General features: G+C 40.0%; 17 protein-coding genes. All 17 read left to right on the top strand.

Annotated features, from left to right (window positions below; all coding sequences use genetic code 11):
- Positions 1 to 3 precede the first annotated feature (3 nt).
- The 17 genes from fusA (at position 4) to T356_RS0117565 (ending at position 18,576) form a co-directional block, all read left to right on the top strand.
- Positions 4 to 2,121: an elongation factor G gene (fusA, locus tag T356_RS0117645; RefSeq protein ID WP_026515645.1), complete on the top strand. Its 2,118-nt coding sequence runs from the start codon at positions 4 to 6 to the stop codon at positions 2,119 to 2,121.
- 101 nt (positions 2,122 to 2,222) lie between these two features.
- Entirely contained in the window at positions 2,223 to 3,413 is a 1,191-nt protein-coding gene (tuf, locus tag T356_RS0117640) for an elongation factor Tu (protein ID WP_026515644.1), read from the top strand.
- Between the two features lie 262 nt (positions 3,414 to 3,675).
- A complete protein-coding gene (locus T356_RS0117635) occupies positions 3,676 to 3,873 on the top strand; it encodes a hypothetical protein (protein ID WP_242834395.1) in 198 nt (65 codons plus the stop codon).
- Positions 3,866 to 4,441, top strand: a complete 576-nt coding sequence (locus T356_RS0117630; protein ID WP_026515642.1) for a zeta toxin family protein — start codon at positions 3,866 to 3,868, stop codon at positions 4,439 to 4,441. The genes T356_RS0117635 and T356_RS0117630 overlap by 8 nt, the downstream gene beginning before the upstream one ends.
- Positions 4,442 to 4,533: 92 nt before the next feature.
- The gene (locus T356_RS21210) at positions 4,534 to 4,698 is read left to right on the top strand and encodes a hypothetical protein (RefSeq protein WP_155839065.1); all 165 of its coding nucleotides are present in this window, start codon (positions 4,534 to 4,536) and stop codon (positions 4,696 to 4,698) included.
- Between the two features lie 440 nt (positions 4,699 to 5,138).
- Positions 5,139 to 6,209: a DUF6077 domain-containing protein gene (locus T356_RS0117620; protein WP_026515641.1), complete on the top strand. Its 1,071-nt coding sequence runs from the start codon at positions 5,139 to 5,141 to the stop codon at positions 6,207 to 6,209.
- A gap of 9 nt (positions 6,210 to 6,218) precedes the next feature.
- Positions 6,219 to 7,070, top strand: a complete 852-nt coding sequence (locus T356_RS0117615) for a hypothetical protein (RefSeq protein ID WP_026515640.1) — start codon at positions 6,219 to 6,221, stop codon at positions 7,068 to 7,070.
- Positions 7,071 to 7,074: 4 nt separating this feature from the next.
- Positions 7,075 to 7,287 carry a hypothetical protein gene (locus tag T356_RS0117610; protein WP_026515639.1) on the top strand — a complete coding sequence of 71 codons (213 nt, stop codon included), beginning with the start codon at positions 7,075 to 7,077 and terminating at the stop codon, positions 7,285 to 7,287.
- A 102-nt stretch (positions 7,288 to 7,389) separates the two neighbouring features.
- Positions 7,390 to 8,169, top strand: coding sequence for a hypothetical protein (locus T356_RS20685; RefSeq protein WP_051563537.1), 780 nt, complete (start codon positions 7,390 to 7,392; stop codon positions 8,167 to 8,169).
- A gap of 484 nt (positions 8,170 to 8,653) precedes the next feature.
- On the top strand, positions 8,654 to 9,586 hold the full coding sequence (locus T356_RS0117600; protein ID WP_026515638.1) for a UbiA prenyltransferase family protein: 933 nt from the start codon (positions 8,654 to 8,656) through the stop codon (positions 9,584 to 9,586).
- A gap of 1 nt (position 9,587) precedes the next feature.
- Complete coding sequence (locus T356_RS0117595) at positions 9,588 to 11,069, top strand: hypothetical protein (protein ID WP_026515637.1); 1,482 nt, start codon at positions 9,588 to 9,590, stop codon at positions 11,067 to 11,069.
- 108 nt (positions 11,070 to 11,177) lie between these two features.
- Positions 11,178 to 12,179, top strand: a complete 1,002-nt coding sequence (locus tag T356_RS0117590; RefSeq protein WP_026515636.1) for an asparaginase — start codon at positions 11,178 to 11,180, stop codon at positions 12,177 to 12,179.
- Between the two features lie 42 nt (positions 12,180 to 12,221).
- Entirely contained in the window at positions 12,222 to 13,874 is a 1,653-nt protein-coding gene (locus tag T356_RS0117585) for a ribonuclease J (protein ID WP_051563536.1), read from the top strand.
- 332 nt (positions 13,875 to 14,206) lie between these two features.
- Positions 14,207 to 15,646: an MBOAT family O-acyltransferase gene (locus T356_RS0117580; RefSeq protein WP_026515634.1), complete on the top strand. Its 1,440-nt coding sequence runs from the start codon at positions 14,207 to 14,209 to the stop codon at positions 15,644 to 15,646.
- 16 nt (positions 15,647 to 15,662) lie between these two features.
- Positions 15,663 to 16,676, top strand: a complete 1,014-nt coding sequence (locus tag T356_RS0117575; RefSeq protein ID WP_026515633.1) for a hypothetical protein — start codon at positions 15,663 to 15,665, stop codon at positions 16,674 to 16,676.
- Between the two features lie 152 nt (positions 16,677 to 16,828).
- Positions 16,829 to 17,158, top strand: coding sequence for a PadR family transcriptional regulator (locus T356_RS0117570; protein ID WP_026515632.1), 330 nt, complete (start codon positions 16,829 to 16,831; stop codon positions 17,156 to 17,158).
- A 32-nt stretch (positions 17,159 to 17,190) separates the two neighbouring features.
- Positions 17,191 to 18,576, top strand: coding sequence for a permease prefix domain 1-containing protein (locus T356_RS0117565; protein WP_026515631.1), 1,386 nt, complete (start codon positions 17,191 to 17,193; stop codon positions 18,574 to 18,576).
- Positions 18,577 to 18,618: the final 42 nt, after the last annotated feature.

The following is an 18,618-nucleotide window of genomic DNA, read 5'->3' as shown; positions in this document are numbered from 1 at the left end:
CCTTTGGCTGATAGACAATACCCATTGGAGAGAACCAGGAACATTGGTATCATGGCGCATATCGACGCAGGTAAGACTACACTCACAGAGCGTATTCTTTACTATACCGGTGTAAATTATAAAATTGGTGAGACCTATGAAGGTACTGCTACTATGGACTGGATGGAACAGGAGCAGGAAAGAGGTATCACTATCACATCAGCAGCTACAACTTGCCACTGGACACTTCAGGAAAACGGAAAGGCTAAGCCCGGAGCTCTTGAGCACCGTATCAATATCATTGATACTCCCGGTCACGTAGACTTCACCGTTGAGGTTGAGCGTTCACTTAGAGTACTTGATGGCGCTGTAGGCGTATTCAGTGCTAAGGAAGGCGTTGAGCCTCAGTCTGAGAACGTATGGCGTCAGGCTGATGGATTTAATGTTCCTCGTATGGCATTCATCAACAAGATGGATATCATCGGAGCAAACTACTACGGAGCTGTTGAGCAGATTCGTAACAGACTTAAGAAAAATGCTATTATGATTGAGATTCCTATCGGAGCTGAGGATCAGTTCCAGGGTGTTATCGACCTTTTCGAGATGCAGGCATACATCTACAATGACGATAAGGGTGAGGATATCACAATCGGTGAGATTCCTGATGACCTTAAGGATGATGCTGAGCTTTATCACAGCGAACTCGTTGAGAAGATCTGTGATCTTGATGAGGATCTTATGATGGAGTACCTTGAGGGTAACGAGCCTTCTATGGAAGCTCTTAAGGCTGCACTTCGTAAGGCTACTTGCGAATGTAAAGCTTTCCCTGTATGCTGTGGTTCTGCACACAGAAACAGAGGTATTCAGAAACTTATTGACGCAGTTATCGAATTCATGCCTTCACCTGTTGATATCCCTGCTTGTAAGGGTACAGACATGGATGGTAATGAGATTGAGATCGAGTCAACAGACGATGGCCCGTTTGCAGCTCTTGCATTTAAGATTGTCAGCGATCCTTTCGTAGGAAAGCTTGCATTCTTCCGTGTATATCGTGGTACTGCAAATTCAGGTTCATACGTACTTAACAGCTCAAAAGATAACAAGGAACGTCTTGGACGTATTCTTCAGATGCACGCTAACAAGAGATCTGACCTTGATAAGGTATACTCTGGTGATATCGCTGCTGCAGTTGGACTTAAGAACACTGTAACAGGTGACACACTTTGCGATGAGAAGAATCCTGTTATCCTTGAGTCTATGGAATTCCCTGATCCCGTTATCGAGCTTGCTATCGAGCCTAAGACTAAGGCCGGTCAGCAGAAGCTTGATGAGGCTCTTCAGAAGCTTGCTGAAGAAGATCCTACATTCAGAGCTCATACAAACTCTGAGACAGGTCAGACAATTATTGCCGGAATGGGTGAGCTTCACCTTGATATTATCGTAGACAGACTTCTTCGTGAGTATAAGGTTGAGGCTAACGTTGGTGCTCCTCAGGTTGCTTACAGAGAAGCTCTTACAAAGGCAGTTGATATTGAGTCTAAGTATGCTAAGCAGTCCGGTGGACGTGGTCAGTACGGACACTGTAAGGTTCGTTTCGAGCCCATGGATGCTAACGGAGATAACCTTTACCAGTTTGATAGCGAAGTTGTCGGCGGTGCTATTCCTAAGGAATTCATCCAGCCTATCAGCGAAGGTATCGAAGAGGCTATGAAGGCCGGAACACTTGGTGGATATCCTGTTGTTGGTGTACATGCTACTGTATACGACGGATCATATCACGAAGTCGATTCATCAGAAATGGCATTCCACATTGCCGGATCAATGGCATTCAAGGATGCTATGGCTAAGGGATCACCTGTACTTCTTGAGCCTATCATGAAAGTTGAAGTTACAATGCCTGAAGAGTACATGGGAGATGTTATCGGTGACGTTAACTCTCGTCGTGGACGTGTAGAAGGAATGGATGATCTTGGTGGCGGAAAGATCGTAAGAGCATATGTTCCTCTTGCTGAGATGTTCGGATACGCTACAGATCTTCGTTCAAGAACACAGGGCCGTGGTAACTACTCAATGTTCTTTGAGAAATATGAGCCTGTTCCTAAGAACGTTCAGGAGAAAGTTCTTTCGAATAAGGGAAAATAAATATTGATTAAACGCCAAAGTTTGGCTATAATCGATATAGTATGTGAAATTATGTATGTAAATGTTACTCTTAACATTTAACCTAAGGAGGATATTTAGAAATGGCAAAAGCTAAATTTGACAGAAGCAAACCGCACGTTAACATCGGTACAATCGGACACGTTGACCATGGTAAGACAACACTTACAGCTGCAATCACAGCAGTACTTGCTGATAGAGGATTCAGCCCTGCAGTAGCATTCGATCAGATCGATAAGGCTCCTGAAGAGAAAGAGCGTGGAATCACAATCAACTCAGCTCACATCGAGTATGAGACAGAGAAGAGACACTATGCTCACGTTGACTGCCCTGGCCACGCTGACTATGTAAAGAACATGATCACTGGTGCAGCTCAGATGGATGGTTCAATCCTTGTTGTTGCTGCTACTGACGGTGTTATGGCTCAGACAAAGGAGCATGTTCTTCTTGCTCGTCAGGTAGGTGTTCCTTACATCATCGTATTCATGAACAAGTGCGATATGGTTGATGATGAAGAGCTTCTTGACCTCGTTGAGATGGAGATCAGAGACCTTCTTACAGAGTATGAGTTCCCTGGCGATGATACACCTATCATCCGTGGTTCAGCTCTTAAGGCTCTTGAGGATCCTAAGAGCGAGTGGGGTGACAAGATCATCGAGCTCATGAACACAGTTGATGAGTACATCCCTGAACCTACTCGTGAGACAGATAAGCCTTTCCTTATGCCTGTTGAGGACGTATTCACAATCACAGGACGTGGAACAGTTGCTACTGGTAGAGTAGAGAGAGGTGCCCTTAACCTCAACGACGAAATCGAAATCGTTGGTATCAAGGAAGAGACATCTAAGTCTGTTGTAACAGGTATCGAGATGTTCCGTAAGACAATGGATTACTGCGAAGCTGGTGACAACGTAGGTCTTCTTCTTCGTGGTGTAGACCGTGAAGGTATCCAGAGAGGTCAGGTTATCACAAAGCCCGGCACAGTAACTTGCCACACAAAGTTCACTGCTGAGGTTTACGTTCTTACAAAGGACGAGGGTGGCCGTCATACACCTTTCTTCACAAACTACAGACCTCAGTTCTACTTCAGAACAACTGACGTTACAGGTGTCTGCAACCTTCCCGATGGTGTTGAGATGTGCATGCCTGGTGACCACGTAACAATGTCAATCGAGCTTATTCACCCTATCGCTATGGAGCAGGGTCTTAAGTTCGCTATCCGTGAGGGTGGACGTACAGTTGGATCAGGTAAGGTTGCTACAATCGTTGAGTAATTATTATCAGATCGCATGATCACTGAACTTATAAAGGGTTTCAAGCCTTGTGCTTGAAACCCTTTTTTGTGCATAAAATTCTCGAAATAATGATTGCTGGTACCAAAACGGTGCCATAAAACTCAATGCCTGTAAAAATACAAAAAAGCTTATAAACAGAAGTGTGACAGTTGTGATATTTGATAAGATACAAAAATGAGTATTTGTAGTATTATGTTGGTAAGAGGCATGATGCAATACAGATAAAGTTAAGGAGTAGCCTATGCAGGAAATAAAAGAAAAAAATGAATTAGATTATACCTGTGGAATTTCGGATGATGAATTAACTGAAAGATTTAAGGAATCCATACGTATAGACGAGGAGATAAGAAAAATTAAAGGGCTTCCTACGTCAGGTTATGATGCCGAAGCGAAACGAGCATATATACTCTACCCTGATGGGAGGAAAGAGTATGTCTGATGTAGAGAAGAATTTAAAGCCAGAGGTAATTGTTTTTGCTGGACCTAATGGCAGTGGAAAATCAACAATTACAAAAATGGCCAAAACAGTTGGCGTATATATTAATGCAGATGATATCAAAAGATCTAGTTTGTGTAGTGATCTTGAAGCAGCTCAAAAGGCAGAGGAACTCCGAGAGCAAGCTATAAATGAGAAAAGAGATTTTACATTTGAAACTGTTCTTTCTACAGACAGAAATCTTAATCTTTTGAGGCGTGCTAAGGAGAATGGTTACTTTATTAGATGCATTTATGTTCTTACTGCATCTCCAGATATTAATGTAGCACGTGTCAAGATTAGGGAGGCTTCAGGTGGTCATGGTGTGCCTGAGGAAAAGGTCAGATCCAGGTATTATAAGGCCCTATCTTTAGTTCCACAGTTGGTTGATGTTTGCGATATACTGCATGTTTATGACAATACGGACACACCATTTCGAATTTTTAAAAAGCGAAAAGATGTGTGTTTTCAATGGGAAAACGACTATTGGAGCAACGAGAACATTGCTATATTAACCGGGATACATAATTGATATCAGTATAGAAGCGTCAACAGCTTGTTGACAAATTGATAGATATATAGAATCGTCCCCAAGCTGAGGACGATTTCAGAAAAGAGAATTCTATGGCAAATATTAGATCTGTTCAGGATTATAAGGACTTTCTTAAAGATAACAGAGAACTTTTGCATAAAAACGCTGTAAGAATCGAAGATCTTTCTCCGGATGATGATTGGATTCTTGATGAGGAGTGGGATAGAATATATGAGCAAGAGTTTTTAAACATATGAAAGTATAATAGCCTTTGTTAAGCTAGGTGTTTGTGATATACTTTTTTACAACGAACGAAAACCTTCGAGGTTTTCAGCGGAAGCGGTGCCAGCATCAATCCCCTTACATCAGATTTTCAATCTGACTGTTGCATCTTCGATGAGGGAAAATAGACAATTCCAAGAATGATAAATTGATCTGCGAGATAAGATTTGAGTGCGGTAATAATACTGCACTCTTTTCTATTGTAGTGTTATGACATTTATTCTTTATGAAAAATTCTGAATGGATACTATTGGGAAGTAATGTTGATGATTTTCAGCAGGCTGATATAATTATTTCGAGGGGAAATGCATTAGGGAAGGTATGAAAAGAAGAAACGTTATTGTGGGATTTCAATCTGACATGTGCGTTTTGTCTGCATGTGCTTTTCAAAAAATACAACTAAAGGAATGTAATAATGTTAATGACAATATGGTCTATAGTCAGACTTGTTATTTTTATGTTCACAGTACCTATGTGCATAGGACAACTGTTCAAATTTATTTTGAAAAAAGAACTTAGAACCCCGGGAATTACTTTTTTACTTGGATTTTTTGTCTACTCAGGGATTATTCAGATAATATCCATCTTATGTATTATGACAATTGCAAGTAAGCCTCATGCTTTTGAAACTTGTTTCAAGTGGTGTCTTTTTGTGGTACTGCTTTTTTCTGTAGCAGGTATTTTCAGATTTGATAAGACTATGTTTAAAAAGCCTGATATAAAGGGACTTAGTATAGATACCAAGATCTTTTATGGAATATTCTTTGCACTTGTAGTGTTCCAAATGGTAATGGCGATTGTAACCAGAATATTTGACGGAGACAATTCGTATTATGTCACTCAGTCTGTAATCGCACAAAAAATGGGAGCAATGTATACTGTAGATCCTAATAAAGGCGGAAGCATTATGCTTGATGGGAGGCATGCGCTTGCGGCTATTCCAATGTGGATAGCGTTTATAGCAAAAGCTGCAACTGTACATTCTACAATCGTTGCGTATACTGCTTGGCCGATTCTGATCATTCCGTTGGCATATTTTATTTATCACGAGATAGCTAAAGTGCTTTTTGCGGATAATACCGCGATGAGACCGATTTTTATGATCATGGTCAATATGCTTATGATCTTTGGAAATATATCGATCTATACTCCCGCAACATTCTTTTTGATGAGAACCTGGCAGGGAAAGTCCATGCTTACAAGTATCGCCTTTCCAACTATCATGTTGATATTTTTATGGATGTTTAAGGAAACAGCCGGAGAAGAGAAGAGACTTTTGCAGAGAACTTCTTTCTGGGTGTTGCTTACTCTGGTGAATATGTTTTCAGGAATGTGTACAGAAATGGGAGTTGTGTTCGGAGCGGGACTGGTTTTACTACTTACACTTGTACTCTTGTATTCCTCAAAGCGAGTGACAGTTCTTTTAGGAGCATTTTGCAGTATTATTCCAAATCTTGTTTATGTTATGCTTTATAAGCTTATGTGAGGATGATATATGTACGGAATTTTTAGGGAATGCTGGGTCGACCTTAAGAGATATGGTGGACTTGGAAACGGAAGTATCTGGATAATAGTTTGGCTTCTTCTATTGATATCATCGATTTATCTTATAGTAAAAGAATCTGATGTAAGAAAGAAAATTATATTTGGAGTAATGCCGCTTGTTGTAGTTGCAGGATTTCTTTTTCCGATAACAAAGAAGCTGTTCGTGAAAGTGGCAGGAATTGACAATGCCAATACGTATTACAGAGTTTTATGGATCATTCCAATGTATGTTACAATTGCATACGCGTTTACCAAGCTTATTGCAAGTTTAAATAGTACGGTTAAAAAGCGTACTGCAGTTGGTGTCGCAGCTGTGGTTATTATAATCACAGGTTCATGTGTATATGCAAATGAACATGTATATATGGCGGAAAACATATATCATCTACCGCAAAATGTGATAGACATATGTGACAAGATAAAGCCCACAGAGGACGAAGGAATAGTAAGGGCTGTTTTTTCTCCGGAACTGGTCTACTTTGTAAGACAATATGATCCTAATATACTGATGCCTTTCGGAAGGGATTATGTCGATCATGATTATTACACCGGAGTTTTCAAAGTTATGAAGGAAGAAGAAATTGAAACCCAAGAGCTTTTGTATTATACAAGAGTGGATCTGGACAGATATATAATTCTTCCCGCGGACAAAAAACTGGATGAAGACATAACAATGTATGATGCGAAGCTCGTAGGCACTATAGACGGATATAATATCTTTGAGGATATCCTGATAAGCGAGAACCGGGAAGAAGAAAGAGATGATTACGTTAATGCAAGAATGAACGTGTATGGAGAATAATACGATGGCTTATGAAGATCCTCAAATAGTTCAGGAATGGCTCGATTCACTTGGTGAACTGGATGTAAAAGTGAAAAAGATGTTCGGTTGCTATTGTTTAAATGGATGCGACCGATGCGCAGAAGTGTTATGCAAGCTAAAACTTGCGCACATCGGCGCGCAAAGAGTTGCAAAGCAAATCTTTGTTATGCATAAAAAAATTAATAAGCTCAGATAAAATGCCGATACATTTTATGTAAAAAAATAAATACAACAAGAATACAGGATATTGGAACAAAAACATGAATAAACTTTACAATCATCAACGGGGGTATTGGATATGTTTTTAATGAATGTAAATGGTATTTTTAGGGAAAAAGTTGGTAAAGCAGAGTATTATTCAAATGAAAACAGAGGAGGTAGTCCTCATACCAATAAGGATAAATTGGATATAGATAGGGATACCATCGAAATATCAAATGAAGCTTATGCTGCACAGCAAGATAATCAAATGACTGCTACTTCGGGAAAAGACATATTGAGAATATCAAAGGGAGATAAAGAGAATACATTTATAATTCACTTTGCAGATTCAGCAATGGTGAGTAGAGCGGTTTCACGAGGTTATATTACTGTTAATGGGATTAGAATAGAATTATCGGATGAGGTTAAGGAAAATCTGATAGAAACTGATAAACAGGCTGAAGCAGATAGAATGGCAGCTTTTAACGACTATGTTATGCAACATGAACTAGCTGTAGCTCAACAGCAAAGAGAAGCTTGGAAAAAAGCTGCAGAGGAATCGGCGGATGCTTTTGAAATTGCAGCGAAAATATCGAGTGGCAGACCTATAACAAGTAGTGAGGCACAAAAACTCATGAAATTTGATCCGCAATTATATGCAATGGCAATGAGTGTATTGGCAATGTCAAAAAATCAAGAAAAACAGGAAAGTATAGGGAGTGATTATAGCACCTATAATCCTCAAAGGAACGTAGAAGGTGTTGAATGGTCTCAATTTGAATGGAAAACATATGAAACCCGAATTACGGTATCGCTTCAAGATAAAGCAGTAGGAGATGTTTCTGAAGGCGAGATTATATTGAACGCCGGTGAATAAAAAGTGGTTTGTATTATGGAGCTTGCATAATGAAGCTTTGGTACCTGTTTGGAACCCTTTTTTGCCATCTAAAAATAACTATAAGAAGTAATTTTTATCAAGTTTTATAACGGTAATATATTGTCCAACGCCGAAAGCCGTGTTATAATGCGGTTATTGAGTTTGCAACATTATCAGGCCGCAAGGTTTAAGCTTTTATGATATGGATCACGTCGTACTATCTATATGATGTTCGAGTGATCTGAATTATGAAAAGAAATTTATATATGTAGCAGAATACAAAAAAAGGTTTTAGAACCTCCTTTTTTTGTATTCTGCTTTTTTGTTGAATAGGAAATTTCTCTGAAATTCCCTATTCAATAAAAAACGCTCCGCAGGGATGCGCAGCTCGCGGTAAGGAATATATTGCTTACGCAATCCGCTCGCGCGCTAGCATTTCGCGAGCGAAATGCTCTTTTGTTGGACAGAAAATTTGGAGTGTGTAATGAAGAAGTACATTAAAATTGCAAGAATCGATCATTGGATCAAACAGCTTTTTATTATGCCGGGAGTTGTTCTGGCAATGCTTATTACTCATAAAAAGATCGGAGATGTAAGTTTATATAATTTTATAGCCGGATTCATAGGCACATGTTTCATTGCCAGTGCAAATTATGTAATAAACGAATGGCTTGATGCCCCATATGATAAGTATCATCCCACTAAGAAGAACAGACCTGTAGTTACGGAGAATATGAAAGTAAAATGGGTTATTTTGGAATATATTCTTTTGTCCATAATAGGACTTGGGATTTCTTTTTCTGTGAATAAGCTATTTTTCATAGTTGCATTCGTCCTTCTTATTATGGGAGTGTTATATAATGTAAAACCTTTCAGAACAAAGGATATTCCCTTTGTGGACGTTATTTCCGAGTCGGCTAACAATATGCTCAGATTGATGATGGGATGGTTTATTGTATGCTGTGATTCAATCTCACCGTCGAGTGTTCTTATCGGATATTGGATGGCGGGAGCATTTCTTATGGCAACGAAGAGATTTGCCGAGTTTCGTATGATAGGAGATAAGTCGGTTGCAGGTCTTTATAGGCGTTCTTTTAAGTTTTATACAGAAAAGAGTCTTTTGGCATCTGCGCTTTTCTATGCACTTATCGCAACATTCTCGCTTGGAGTCTTTATGATCAAGTATAGAATTGAGTACATTCTCGTTACACCGGTCATGTTCCTTTTATTTGCTTATTATCTTGCTATGTCACTTGATCCCGACTCAGCAGTACAAAGACCCGAGAAACTGTATAAGGAAAAAAGGCTCATGCTTTTAGTGGTGCTGTTTATTATATCTATAGCTATAAGCACTCTTGTTGATATGCAATTTTTACATGAACTGACGTCAAATGCGCTTATCAAGATTGAGGTGTGATATGAATAAATACGGCTTAATAATATGGAGCTTTGTATGTGCGGCAGTGATCTTGTTATTTACAACAAGATCGTCCGTACTGTTTTTGTGCAATAACTGGGATGATGCCAACAGCTATTTTTCGATGGGAAAAGGAATGATGAACGGCCTTGTGATCTATAGAGACCTTTACGATCAAAAAGGACCGTATCTTTACCTGCTTTATGGAATCGCTTATCTGATATCGCATAAGACATTTTTCGGTGTGTTTTTGTTTGAGATAGGCGCGGCAATGATTTTTCTTTTTGCCACGGGAAAATATATCGAACGAAAGAGCAGCAGGATCGTTGCATATGTCCTGATGCCCGTAGTTGGTGCTGCGGCGTATGCATCATGGAGTTTCTACTTTGGAGGGGCGGCAGAAGAGTTTTGCCTTCCTATGCTTGCGATAGCGGTATATTATCTGGATGTTATCCTTCACGACGAGCCGGATGATGACGTATACAGGCGCATCTTTACGGTAGTGGGAGTTTGCACGGGAATTGTTATGCAGATAAAGTATACCCTTGCAGGATTCTTTTTTGCATGGATACTTGTTTCTATGATATGGATGGCAGGGAAAAAGAGCTTTTATTTTTGTGCAAAAATGTTCGGAAGATTCATTGTTTTTGCGATCATTCCTTCATTGCCGTGGATGATCTATTTCATTTTGACGGGAAGTTTGGATGACTGGTTTCGCTGCTATATTTATAATAATATCTTCCATTACAGCCACGTTTCATCGGAAGAATACAACCTTTTTACCAAGTTTTATGAGATAAGCAAGACACTTTACTGGCTTATCAGGGACAGCTATTCTTATTCTGCCCTGATAATCGCGGGCTTTGGGCTTCAGATCGTTATGGAAAAGGGAATCATCAGAAGAATATCGTCGGCGCTGATATTTGCCTGCACATATGTGGTCATTTTTATCGGTGGAAATAAGTTGCCATATTATTCTATTCCGCTGATCGTGCTCGCAATTCCGGGAGCGGCATATATCGGGCGACTTTTACAGTTGGCTCTAAAGAAATATTCAAAAGAAATACCGGCGGCCTTTTGCATCGCAGGATGTGTGGCAGTATTTGCAGCAAGCGTTCTTTTTGCTGCAAACACAACCATGAATGCAAACTACAGAAGCTTTAAAAAGGAAGACGTATGGCTTTTAAAAGCTGCGGAGCACCTTTCTGAAGATGACACACTTCTTGAACTTAATGCAATCGATCCGGGTTTGTATACCGTGACGGGGATTGTTCCGACATGCGAGTATTTTCAGACCAACGGGATCAATCTTGAGACCATGTTTGAGGAACAAAAGAAGTATCTCAAGGAAGGCAGAACGGATTATGTTCTTGCGGCACAGTATGAGCCGGAATTCATAGATGAACACTATACTCTTTTAGAGACTTATGAGTACCTTGAAAAAGATCACGAGGAAGTATTTTTCTTATATAAAAAGAGATAAACTTGCACTTTTCTTCGCTTTTTTTTATTCTTACATAGAGTGAATATTTAGGATTTACTCTTTTATATAATTTAGATTGAATAAAAGAAGTTATAGAAGGAAAGAATCGTGAGCAAGAGAATACTAATTATCAACACAGGCGGAACACTATCTTCGGTAATGAAGAAGAACGGACTTATTCCCGGGCTGTCCATTTATGATATGCAAAAAGAACTTAAGATGGTATCGGGAGATACGGACATTGAGATAGAAGACTTTTGTTCTTTGGACAGTGCAAATATATTTCCCGATGACTGGTCCGCACTTGCACAGCGTATCAGTGAATGCAGGAATGACTATGACGGAATAGTTGTTATACACGGGACGGACACGCTTGCATACACATCTTCAATGCTTTCATTTATGCTTAGGAACATAGCAATTCCCGTTGTGATCACCGGATCGCAGCTGTCTATCACAAATCCCGTTGCGGATGCCATGGAGAACTGCAGATGCGCCATACATATGGCGGCAAGCAATATACCCGGAGTTTTTGTTGCTTTCAACAGAAAGGTAATGCTCGGATGCAGAGCGTCCAAAGTAAGATCCCTTAGTTTTGATGCTTTTGAGAGCATAAACTATCCCAACATCGCGACGATAAGTTCTCTCGGAATGAAGATCGATACATCCGTAGTGCCTGAAAGGACGGGAATTTTTACGCTTTCAAATAAGTATTCTGATAAAGTATGCATGGTAAAAATGTTTCCCGGAATGCATAGAAGTTTTATAGAATCTATCGCAGACCAGGGATATAAAGGCTTATATATCGAGGGCTACGGAATCGGCGGAATGCCTTTTTTGAAGCATGATTTCATAGGAACGCTTGATAAGCTTATTTCCGGAGGCATGGCGGTCGTAGTCGGCACGCAGTGTAGATACGAAGGCACCAAGATGGATGTCTACGAGACGGGCAAAAGAACTCTCGATATCGGTGCGATGGAAGCTCATGATATGACTGCTGAGGCTGCGCTTACCAAGCTCATGTGGATATTGGGCATTACAGATAATCTGTCGGAAATCCGCGATTATTATTCAATAAATATGATCGGGGAGATGACTGTAAGAAAATGATGAAAAAAAGCATTCAGAATTATGGAAGGATCAGGAGATTACATGGAAGACAGTATTAAGATCATACCTCTCGGTGGTTTTGATAAGATAGGCATGAATATGACTCTCATAGAGTCTGAAAACAGCATTATCGCTATTGACTGCGGTATGTCTTTTCCGCCCAACAATCTTCCCGGAGTGGCGGCGATAATACCTGATATCAGCTATATAAAAGAGAATAAGGATAAATTTAAGGGCTTCATCCTTACGCACGGACATGAGGATCACATAGGAGCTCTGCCTTATGTTCTTGATGAAATAAAGGCGCCTGTATATGGCACACCGCTTACTATCGCAATGGTGGAAAAAAAGTTAAAAGACTTTGGGATAAAAGGCATCAAGACGAAAGTTATAAAATTCGGAAATACGATTATTGCGGGGGATTTCAAGGTTGAATTTATAAGAGTAAACCACAGTATACCTGATTCTGCAATGCTCGCTGTCTATACATCGCAAGGCGTTATCATAAACACAGGTGACTTTAAATTTGATATGTCCCCCGTGATAGGAAACACTTCAGATCTTGCCAGAATATCCGCCATCGGTGCAAAAGGCGTTCTGGCTGTTTTATCAGACAGTACCAATACAATGCACGAAGGCTTTTCAAGATCGGAGCTATATGTAAATGAGCAGCTTGACAGATTTTTTAATATATACAGCAGGAACAGGCTTATTATCGTGACATTTGCGACCAATATGGACAGGATCAGGCAGATAATCAATCTTGCGCAGAAATACGGCAGAAAGATCGCGCTTGAAGGAGACCTGATGCTGGACGTATTTTCAGCGGCTCAGAAGCTTGGATATATCGATGTTCCCGAAGGGATGCTTGTTGATACCGATATATTGAATAAATGCAAAGATGAGGAAATCGTATTCATCACAACGGGAAATCACGGTGAATCCGTTCGTTGCATTTCAGAAATTTCAGCCGGAAACAATCCGATGATCAAAATAAAGCCGAACGATGTCGTACTTTTCAGCTCAGTTGCAATACACGGAAACGAGGTTGAGTTTAGCCAGACACTCAACAGCCTTGAAGAACAGGGAGCGAGGGTTGAATTTCAGGACCTTCATGCCACGGGACATGCATGTGTTGAAGAACTAAAGCTCTTGTATACCATGCTTTGTCCGAAGTTTGTGATACCCGCCCACGGAGAGTACAGATATAGGAGAGAAGCCAAGAAGATAGCTACTGAGGTAGGCATTGCTCCCGATAATATCCTTCTTATAAACAACGGAGATATAGTGCGGCTTGATAAGGACAGCTGCGCTGTTGCGGGTAAAATAAGACTAAATGAGATACTTATCGACGGACGCGAAAAGAGCAAGATCGACAACTCGGTAATAAGAGACAGAGAATATCTTGCAGAATCGGGCGTTGTCATCATAGAGATGTGTATTGATAAAAAGACCGGAAGATGTGTATCGGATCTTAATATCACATGCAGAGGTTTTCTGGATAACGTTAAATTCATGGAATTATCCGATGGAATAAGAGAAATATCATTAAAAGAAATCTCGAGATTCCTCGGACAAGGCGTAAGAGATGAAAGAATAAGCAAGGGCGTAGCTTCCGCGGCTGAAGATTTTATTAAGAACAGAACAGGTAAGAACCCCATAGTTATTGCTATGATAACAAATGTCATGCTATAATTTGTATGCGATTAGAATTTGTTACAATATATAGCTGAAAGGCAAGGCTTTTAGGAGTCGGTTTACGTCGTTCTTCTTTTTAAGAGAATCGAGTGGATTGATTCGTGAAAAGAAATGTATATTTGTGGCAGAATATGAAAGGTTGGGCATTTTTTTATGCCTTATTTTTCATATTCTGCTTTTTTAATTGAATAGAAAATTCCTATTCAATTAAAAATGCTCCGCAGAGATGCGCAGCTCGCGGAGTGGTAGATAATTGCTTCGCAATACCGCTCGCGCGCAACATTTCGCGAGCGAAATGTTATTTTATACAAAAATAGACGGAGTTAATAATGTCGTTTTCCATAAATACGTTTTTGTTTGTTTCAATTGTTTTTTTACTTTTTTATTTGTTTAAAAGAGCCAGAGCATTTATCCTGCTTGTATCGAGTTTGCTATTTGTTTTCTTACTTGATAAGAGTTCATTTATCTGGATCGTAGCGGTTACGACAATCGTGTATTTATTGGGGATTGTCGAAGGAAAGCTGTTAGAGAAAAAGCGCACGAAAGCACTTTGGATTGTGACGGTATCGGGTGTTTCATTCTGTGCTTTGACGCTTTTTGTTCTCAAGAATGTTGCAAAATGGCGGGCAAATGATGAAACGCTTGTAAAGATTCTTTTGCCCATTGGATTCTCGTATTACATATTCCAGGCAATATCCTATCTTGTGGATGTGTGTAGGGCGAAGACCGGGGCGGAAAAGAATATCATACATTTTGCGCTTTATATGTGTTACTTTCCTAAATTTGTCAGCGGACCGATCGAGAGAGCCGAAAACTTTTTGGGACAGGTAAAGAAGCTTGATAAGGTCAGGCTGTTTGATAGCGGGCGAATATCGATTTCATTTGCGACTATCCTTTACGGATATTTTATGAAAGTGGTTATTGCTGACAGGCTCGCTTTTTTTACGACGAGACTGCTCAATGAACCGGCAAGGTTCGGGGCATTGTGGCTTTTCTTTGGAATGCTGATGTATACACTTCAGATCTATTGCGATTTTGCCGGATACAGTGCGGTTGCTGTCGGGATATCCAAACTTTTCGGAGTTGAACTTACCGAGAACTTCCATGCGCCGTATCTTTCCAAAAGTGTTGGGGAATTTTGGAGAAAGTGGCACATCTCGCTTTCAATGTGGCTTAGGGATTATATATATATTCCGCTTGGAGGAAGCCGCAAGGGAACTGTTCGAAGATATATCAATACCATGGTAGTCTTTGTGATATGCGGTATCTGGCACGGCGCAGATGCAAGCTTTCTTGCTTGGGGAATCATACACGGTCTGTACATGATCGTATCCGGACTTTATCTAAATCCCAAGAAGAAAGAGGCTGAGAAAAAAGTGGATTCGCCCATAGTCAATATCGCAGAGATCCTGGCGACATTCCTGGCTGTATCTTTTGCATGGATATTCTTTGGAGCGCCAAACTTAAGCGCAGCACTGTGTTATATAGGCAGAATGTTGTCCTTGACTTCCGGTGTTGATTCGTTTGCTGCTCAGATGGCAGACATCGGTGCTTCCAGAAGGGATATTATCATTCCTGTTTACGGGGGGATAGTTCTTTTATTTGATATTTTGATAGTAAAGAAGAATAAGAGAATAGGAATGGCATTGCAGAGCCTTCCTGTTGTAGTGCGATATTCTATTTTTTACTGTATGATAATTGCTATTTTTCTGCTCGGCATTTTCGGTCCGGGGTATGATGCGAGCAGCTTTATGTATGTGAATTTTTGATTTTGGATGGGGTTTGATGTTAAAGAAGTTTTGGAATCACAGATACAGAATTATATTTTTGGTTGTCACTGTTTTTTCACTGTGGTATCTGGATGGGGTTTTGAGTATAAAGAATGATGACGGTATCATGCAGGCTTCGGCCATGTATTATCAGCCGCGAAATACAGTGGATGTGGTGATGATGGGGTCAAGCCATGTTCACTATGACATAGATACGGGGAAACTTTGGAAGGAACACGGAATTGCGGCTTACGATTACAGCGCAGCAGAGCAGCCGCTTTGGATGACATACCATTACCTTAAGGAAATCTGCAAGTACCAAAAGCCCAAATTGCTTGTGCTTGATGTTTATTCTCCTGCGCTTCAGAAGGATGATTATCAGTACAAATGGATGCTCCCGAATGTTCTTGGGATGAGATTTTCGTTGAATAAATTGGAAATGCTGAGAGTGAGCTGTGAAAAAGAGCATTATTTTGAGTATTTTCCAAGCTTTGCCGTATATCATGGACGGCTTAACGGTCTTACAAAGGATGATTTTGCATATCCGATACGGAAATTCACGTATCTTAGGAACTTCAAAGGCTTTAAGCCGATGACAAAGGTGGCGCCGCAGCCTATGCCGCAGATCACGCAGACAGGCGTCGGAGAACTGACGGAGAAGTCGGAACTTTACCTTCATAAGATAATCGATTATGCCAAGAAAAACGGCATTGAATTGTATTTCATTGTGACTCCGTATGTCATCAATGACGAGCAGGAACTTGTCTTCAACAGGTTAAAAGAAATTGCTGGGGAAAACGATATCGGATTTACCAATGCAAATCATGACTACGACGCCATCGGACTTGATTTTGAAAAAGATTTCATGGATGAATCGCACCTTAATTATTACGGCGCCGAGAAGTTTACAGAATATCTGGGAAAAGATATTGCAGGCAGATTCGACCTTCCCGACCATCGCGGAGATAAGAGGTACAAGTCATGGGATGCGAATTGTCGCGAGATAGAAAAGGCTGTAAATGCCGGATAAATACTGATATAGAGTAAGTTACAGAAGCATGCTTCATACTGTTTTGGAGCATGCTTCTTTTTTCTTGACATATATCGGCTGCCGATATAATATGTAGATGAACGATATATATAGACTTACGATATATAGATGTACGATATAAGGAGGTTAATATGGCTGTAGATAAGTCTCTTTTGACAGGTAGCAGTACAATGCTGGTTTTAAAACTACTCTCGGAAAAAGATATGTACGGATATGAAATGATAGACACTTTAAGAAAAAAATCCCAGAACGTCTTTGAGTTTAAGGCAGGTACTCTTTACCCCCTTCTCCATGGACTTGAGGAGAAAGGAATGCTCAAATCATATGAGCAGGAATACCTTGGTAAGACAAGAAAGTATTACAGTATCACCAAGGAAGGAAGAAAGCTCTTAAAGAGCAAGACAGAGGAGTGGAAGGAATACTCGGGGGCTATTGTGAGTGTTCTGGCATATGGAACTTGATAAATGATAAAAGTATTGTTTGGAGTGTAAAAATGGAAGAATATATAAAGTTGTTGTTGGAGCAAGTAAGGTTTCAAAAGGCTCACAAGACAATAGCAGAAGAGATAAGGTCGCATATCGAAGATCAGATAGAAGCGAATCTCTCCGAAGGAATGGATAGAGACACTGCTGAGAAACAAGCCGTTGAAGATATGGGAGATCCCGTAGAAGCCGGAATCGCTCTTGATAAAGTTCACAGACCTAAACTGGCGTGGGGAGTGGTACTGGCTGCTATAGGAGTAGGATTGATCGGAACCATGATACAATTTTTCCTTGCTAACGATACAACAATGCAGTATTTTTCGGTGCAGATGACATCTAGATCGGTTAATCCTTTAAATGGGTACACCTTTTTGGCAAGAACTGTTGTAGGAATTGGAATAATGCTTTCTGTGTATTTGCTGGATTATACGGTGATTTCAAAGTATTCAAATGTTATAGCGACAGTATTTGTAATGTTTTTTTTGATCACATACCTTCCTCTTAAATTATATTGGTTCGTTAAGACTGCAGGTACAGGTGTGGATCTTGGTTATTATGAATATCCTAAACTACTTCGTTTTCTTGGTGAGATTGGGTATCTATTAAGATCAAATATGGGAATGTTGTTATTGGTTCCGCTATATGCAGGAATAATCTATAAGTACAGAGGACAGAGTTATAAGGCACTGTTTAAGGCTCTTTCCTGGATGATACTCCCATTTATTTTTTCTTTTTCTCGAGGTGTGTACTATGCTGCGATTTTGGGAAGTATGCTTTTACAGCTTTCAATCGCGATAAAGAAGGAATGGATAAAGGTAAGGAAGACTCCGGTACTTATCTGTATGTGGTTAGCTTATGTTTTATTGATAATTTTGAACATAAGAGCCGGGATTGCAGAGTCAGGAGATGAATCCCTTTATATGTCATGGAACAGATCAATTAAATATATTATTGATTCAATGTATTTGTTCGGCGGAGGCATGTATAAAGGTTGGGGGAATGTGCATATACCGGCAAGTTCATTTGTTCCCAATCCTGATGAATCTTTTGTCCTGACTTACATTTCGACAACTTGGGGTGTGGCTGCCGGGGGGGCGGTATTTATGATCGTGATCGGCCTTATTGTCTGTGGATTGGTTGCTATATCCAAATGTAAGAACCAATTGGGATATGTTATGGGCATGGGATGTATCATGTGGCTTGCTGCAAATGCGATAATCAATATTTGGGGATCATTTGGGATGTTGCCGCTTAATTGTGCATACGCAACTTTTTTACCGTTCATATCATCATCTTCAATGAGCCTGTATGCTTATGTGGCACTTGGAATATTGCTAAGTATATATAAATACAAGGATGCATATTCCAAACATGTGGATATCAGTATCCGTACTTAAATCAGAGATATGGGAACATGAAATATGAAATAAAACAAAGGC

It is taken from the genome of Butyrivibrio sp. LB2008 (genome assembly GCF_000621565.1).
Taxonomy (GTDB): domain Bacteria; phylum Bacillota; class Clostridia; order Lachnospirales; family Lachnospiraceae; genus Butyrivibrio.
Note: the sequence above shows the minus strand (reverse complement) of the source record. Positions and strands in the feature narration are given on the sequence as shown.

Excerpts from the sequence above, each read along its gene's own strand:
- tuf (WP_026515644.1), top strand. The coding sequence starts at position 2,223 with ATGGCAAAAGCTAAATTTGACAGAAGCAAACCGCACGTTAACATCGGT.
- T356_RS0117635 (WP_242834395.1), top strand. The coding sequence starts at position 3,676 with ATGCAGGAAATAAAAGAAAAAAATGAATTAGATTATACCTGTGGAATT.
- T356_RS0117630 (WP_026515642.1), top strand. The coding sequence starts at position 3,866 with ATGTCTGATGTAGAGAAGAATTTAAAGCCAGAGGTAATTGTTTTTGCT.
- T356_RS21210 (WP_155839065.1), top strand. The coding sequence starts at position 4,534 with ATGGCAAATATTAGATCTGTTCAGGATTATAAGGACTTTCTTAAAGAT.
- T356_RS0117620 (WP_026515641.1), top strand. The coding sequence starts at position 5,139 with ATGTTAATGACAATATGGTCTATAGTCAGACTTGTTATTTTTATGTTC.
- T356_RS0117615 (WP_026515640.1), top strand. The coding sequence starts at position 6,219 with ATGTACGGAATTTTTAGGGAATGCTGGGTCGACCTTAAGAGATATGGT.
- T356_RS0117610 (WP_026515639.1), top strand. The coding sequence starts at position 7,075 with ATGGCTTATGAAGATCCTCAAATAGTTCAGGAATGGCTCGATTCACTT.
- T356_RS20685 (WP_051563537.1), top strand. The coding sequence starts at position 7,390 with ATGTTTTTAATGAATGTAAATGGTATTTTTAGGGAAAAAGTTGGTAAA.
- T356_RS0117600 (WP_026515638.1), top strand. The coding sequence starts at position 8,654 with ATGAAGAAGTACATTAAAATTGCAAGAATCGATCATTGGATCAAACAG.
- T356_RS0117595 (WP_026515637.1), top strand. The coding sequence starts at position 9,588 with ATGAATAAATACGGCTTAATAATATGGAGCTTTGTATGTGCGGCAGTG.
- T356_RS0117585 (WP_051563536.1), top strand. The coding sequence starts at position 12,222 with ATGGAAGACAGTATTAAGATCATACCTCTCGGTGGTTTTGATAAGATA.
- T356_RS0117580 (WP_026515634.1), top strand. The coding sequence starts at position 14,207 with ATGTCGTTTTCCATAAATACGTTTTTGTTTGTTTCAATTGTTTTTTTA.
- T356_RS0117575 (WP_026515633.1), top strand. The coding sequence starts at position 15,663 with ATGTTAAAGAAGTTTTGGAATCACAGATACAGAATTATATTTTTGGTT.
- T356_RS0117570 (WP_026515632.1), top strand. The coding sequence starts at position 16,829 with ATGGCTGTAGATAAGTCTCTTTTGACAGGTAGCAGTACAATGCTGGTT.
- T356_RS0117565 (WP_026515631.1), top strand. The coding sequence starts at position 17,191 with ATGGAAGAATATATAAAGTTGTTGTTGGAGCAAGTAAGGTTTCAAAAG.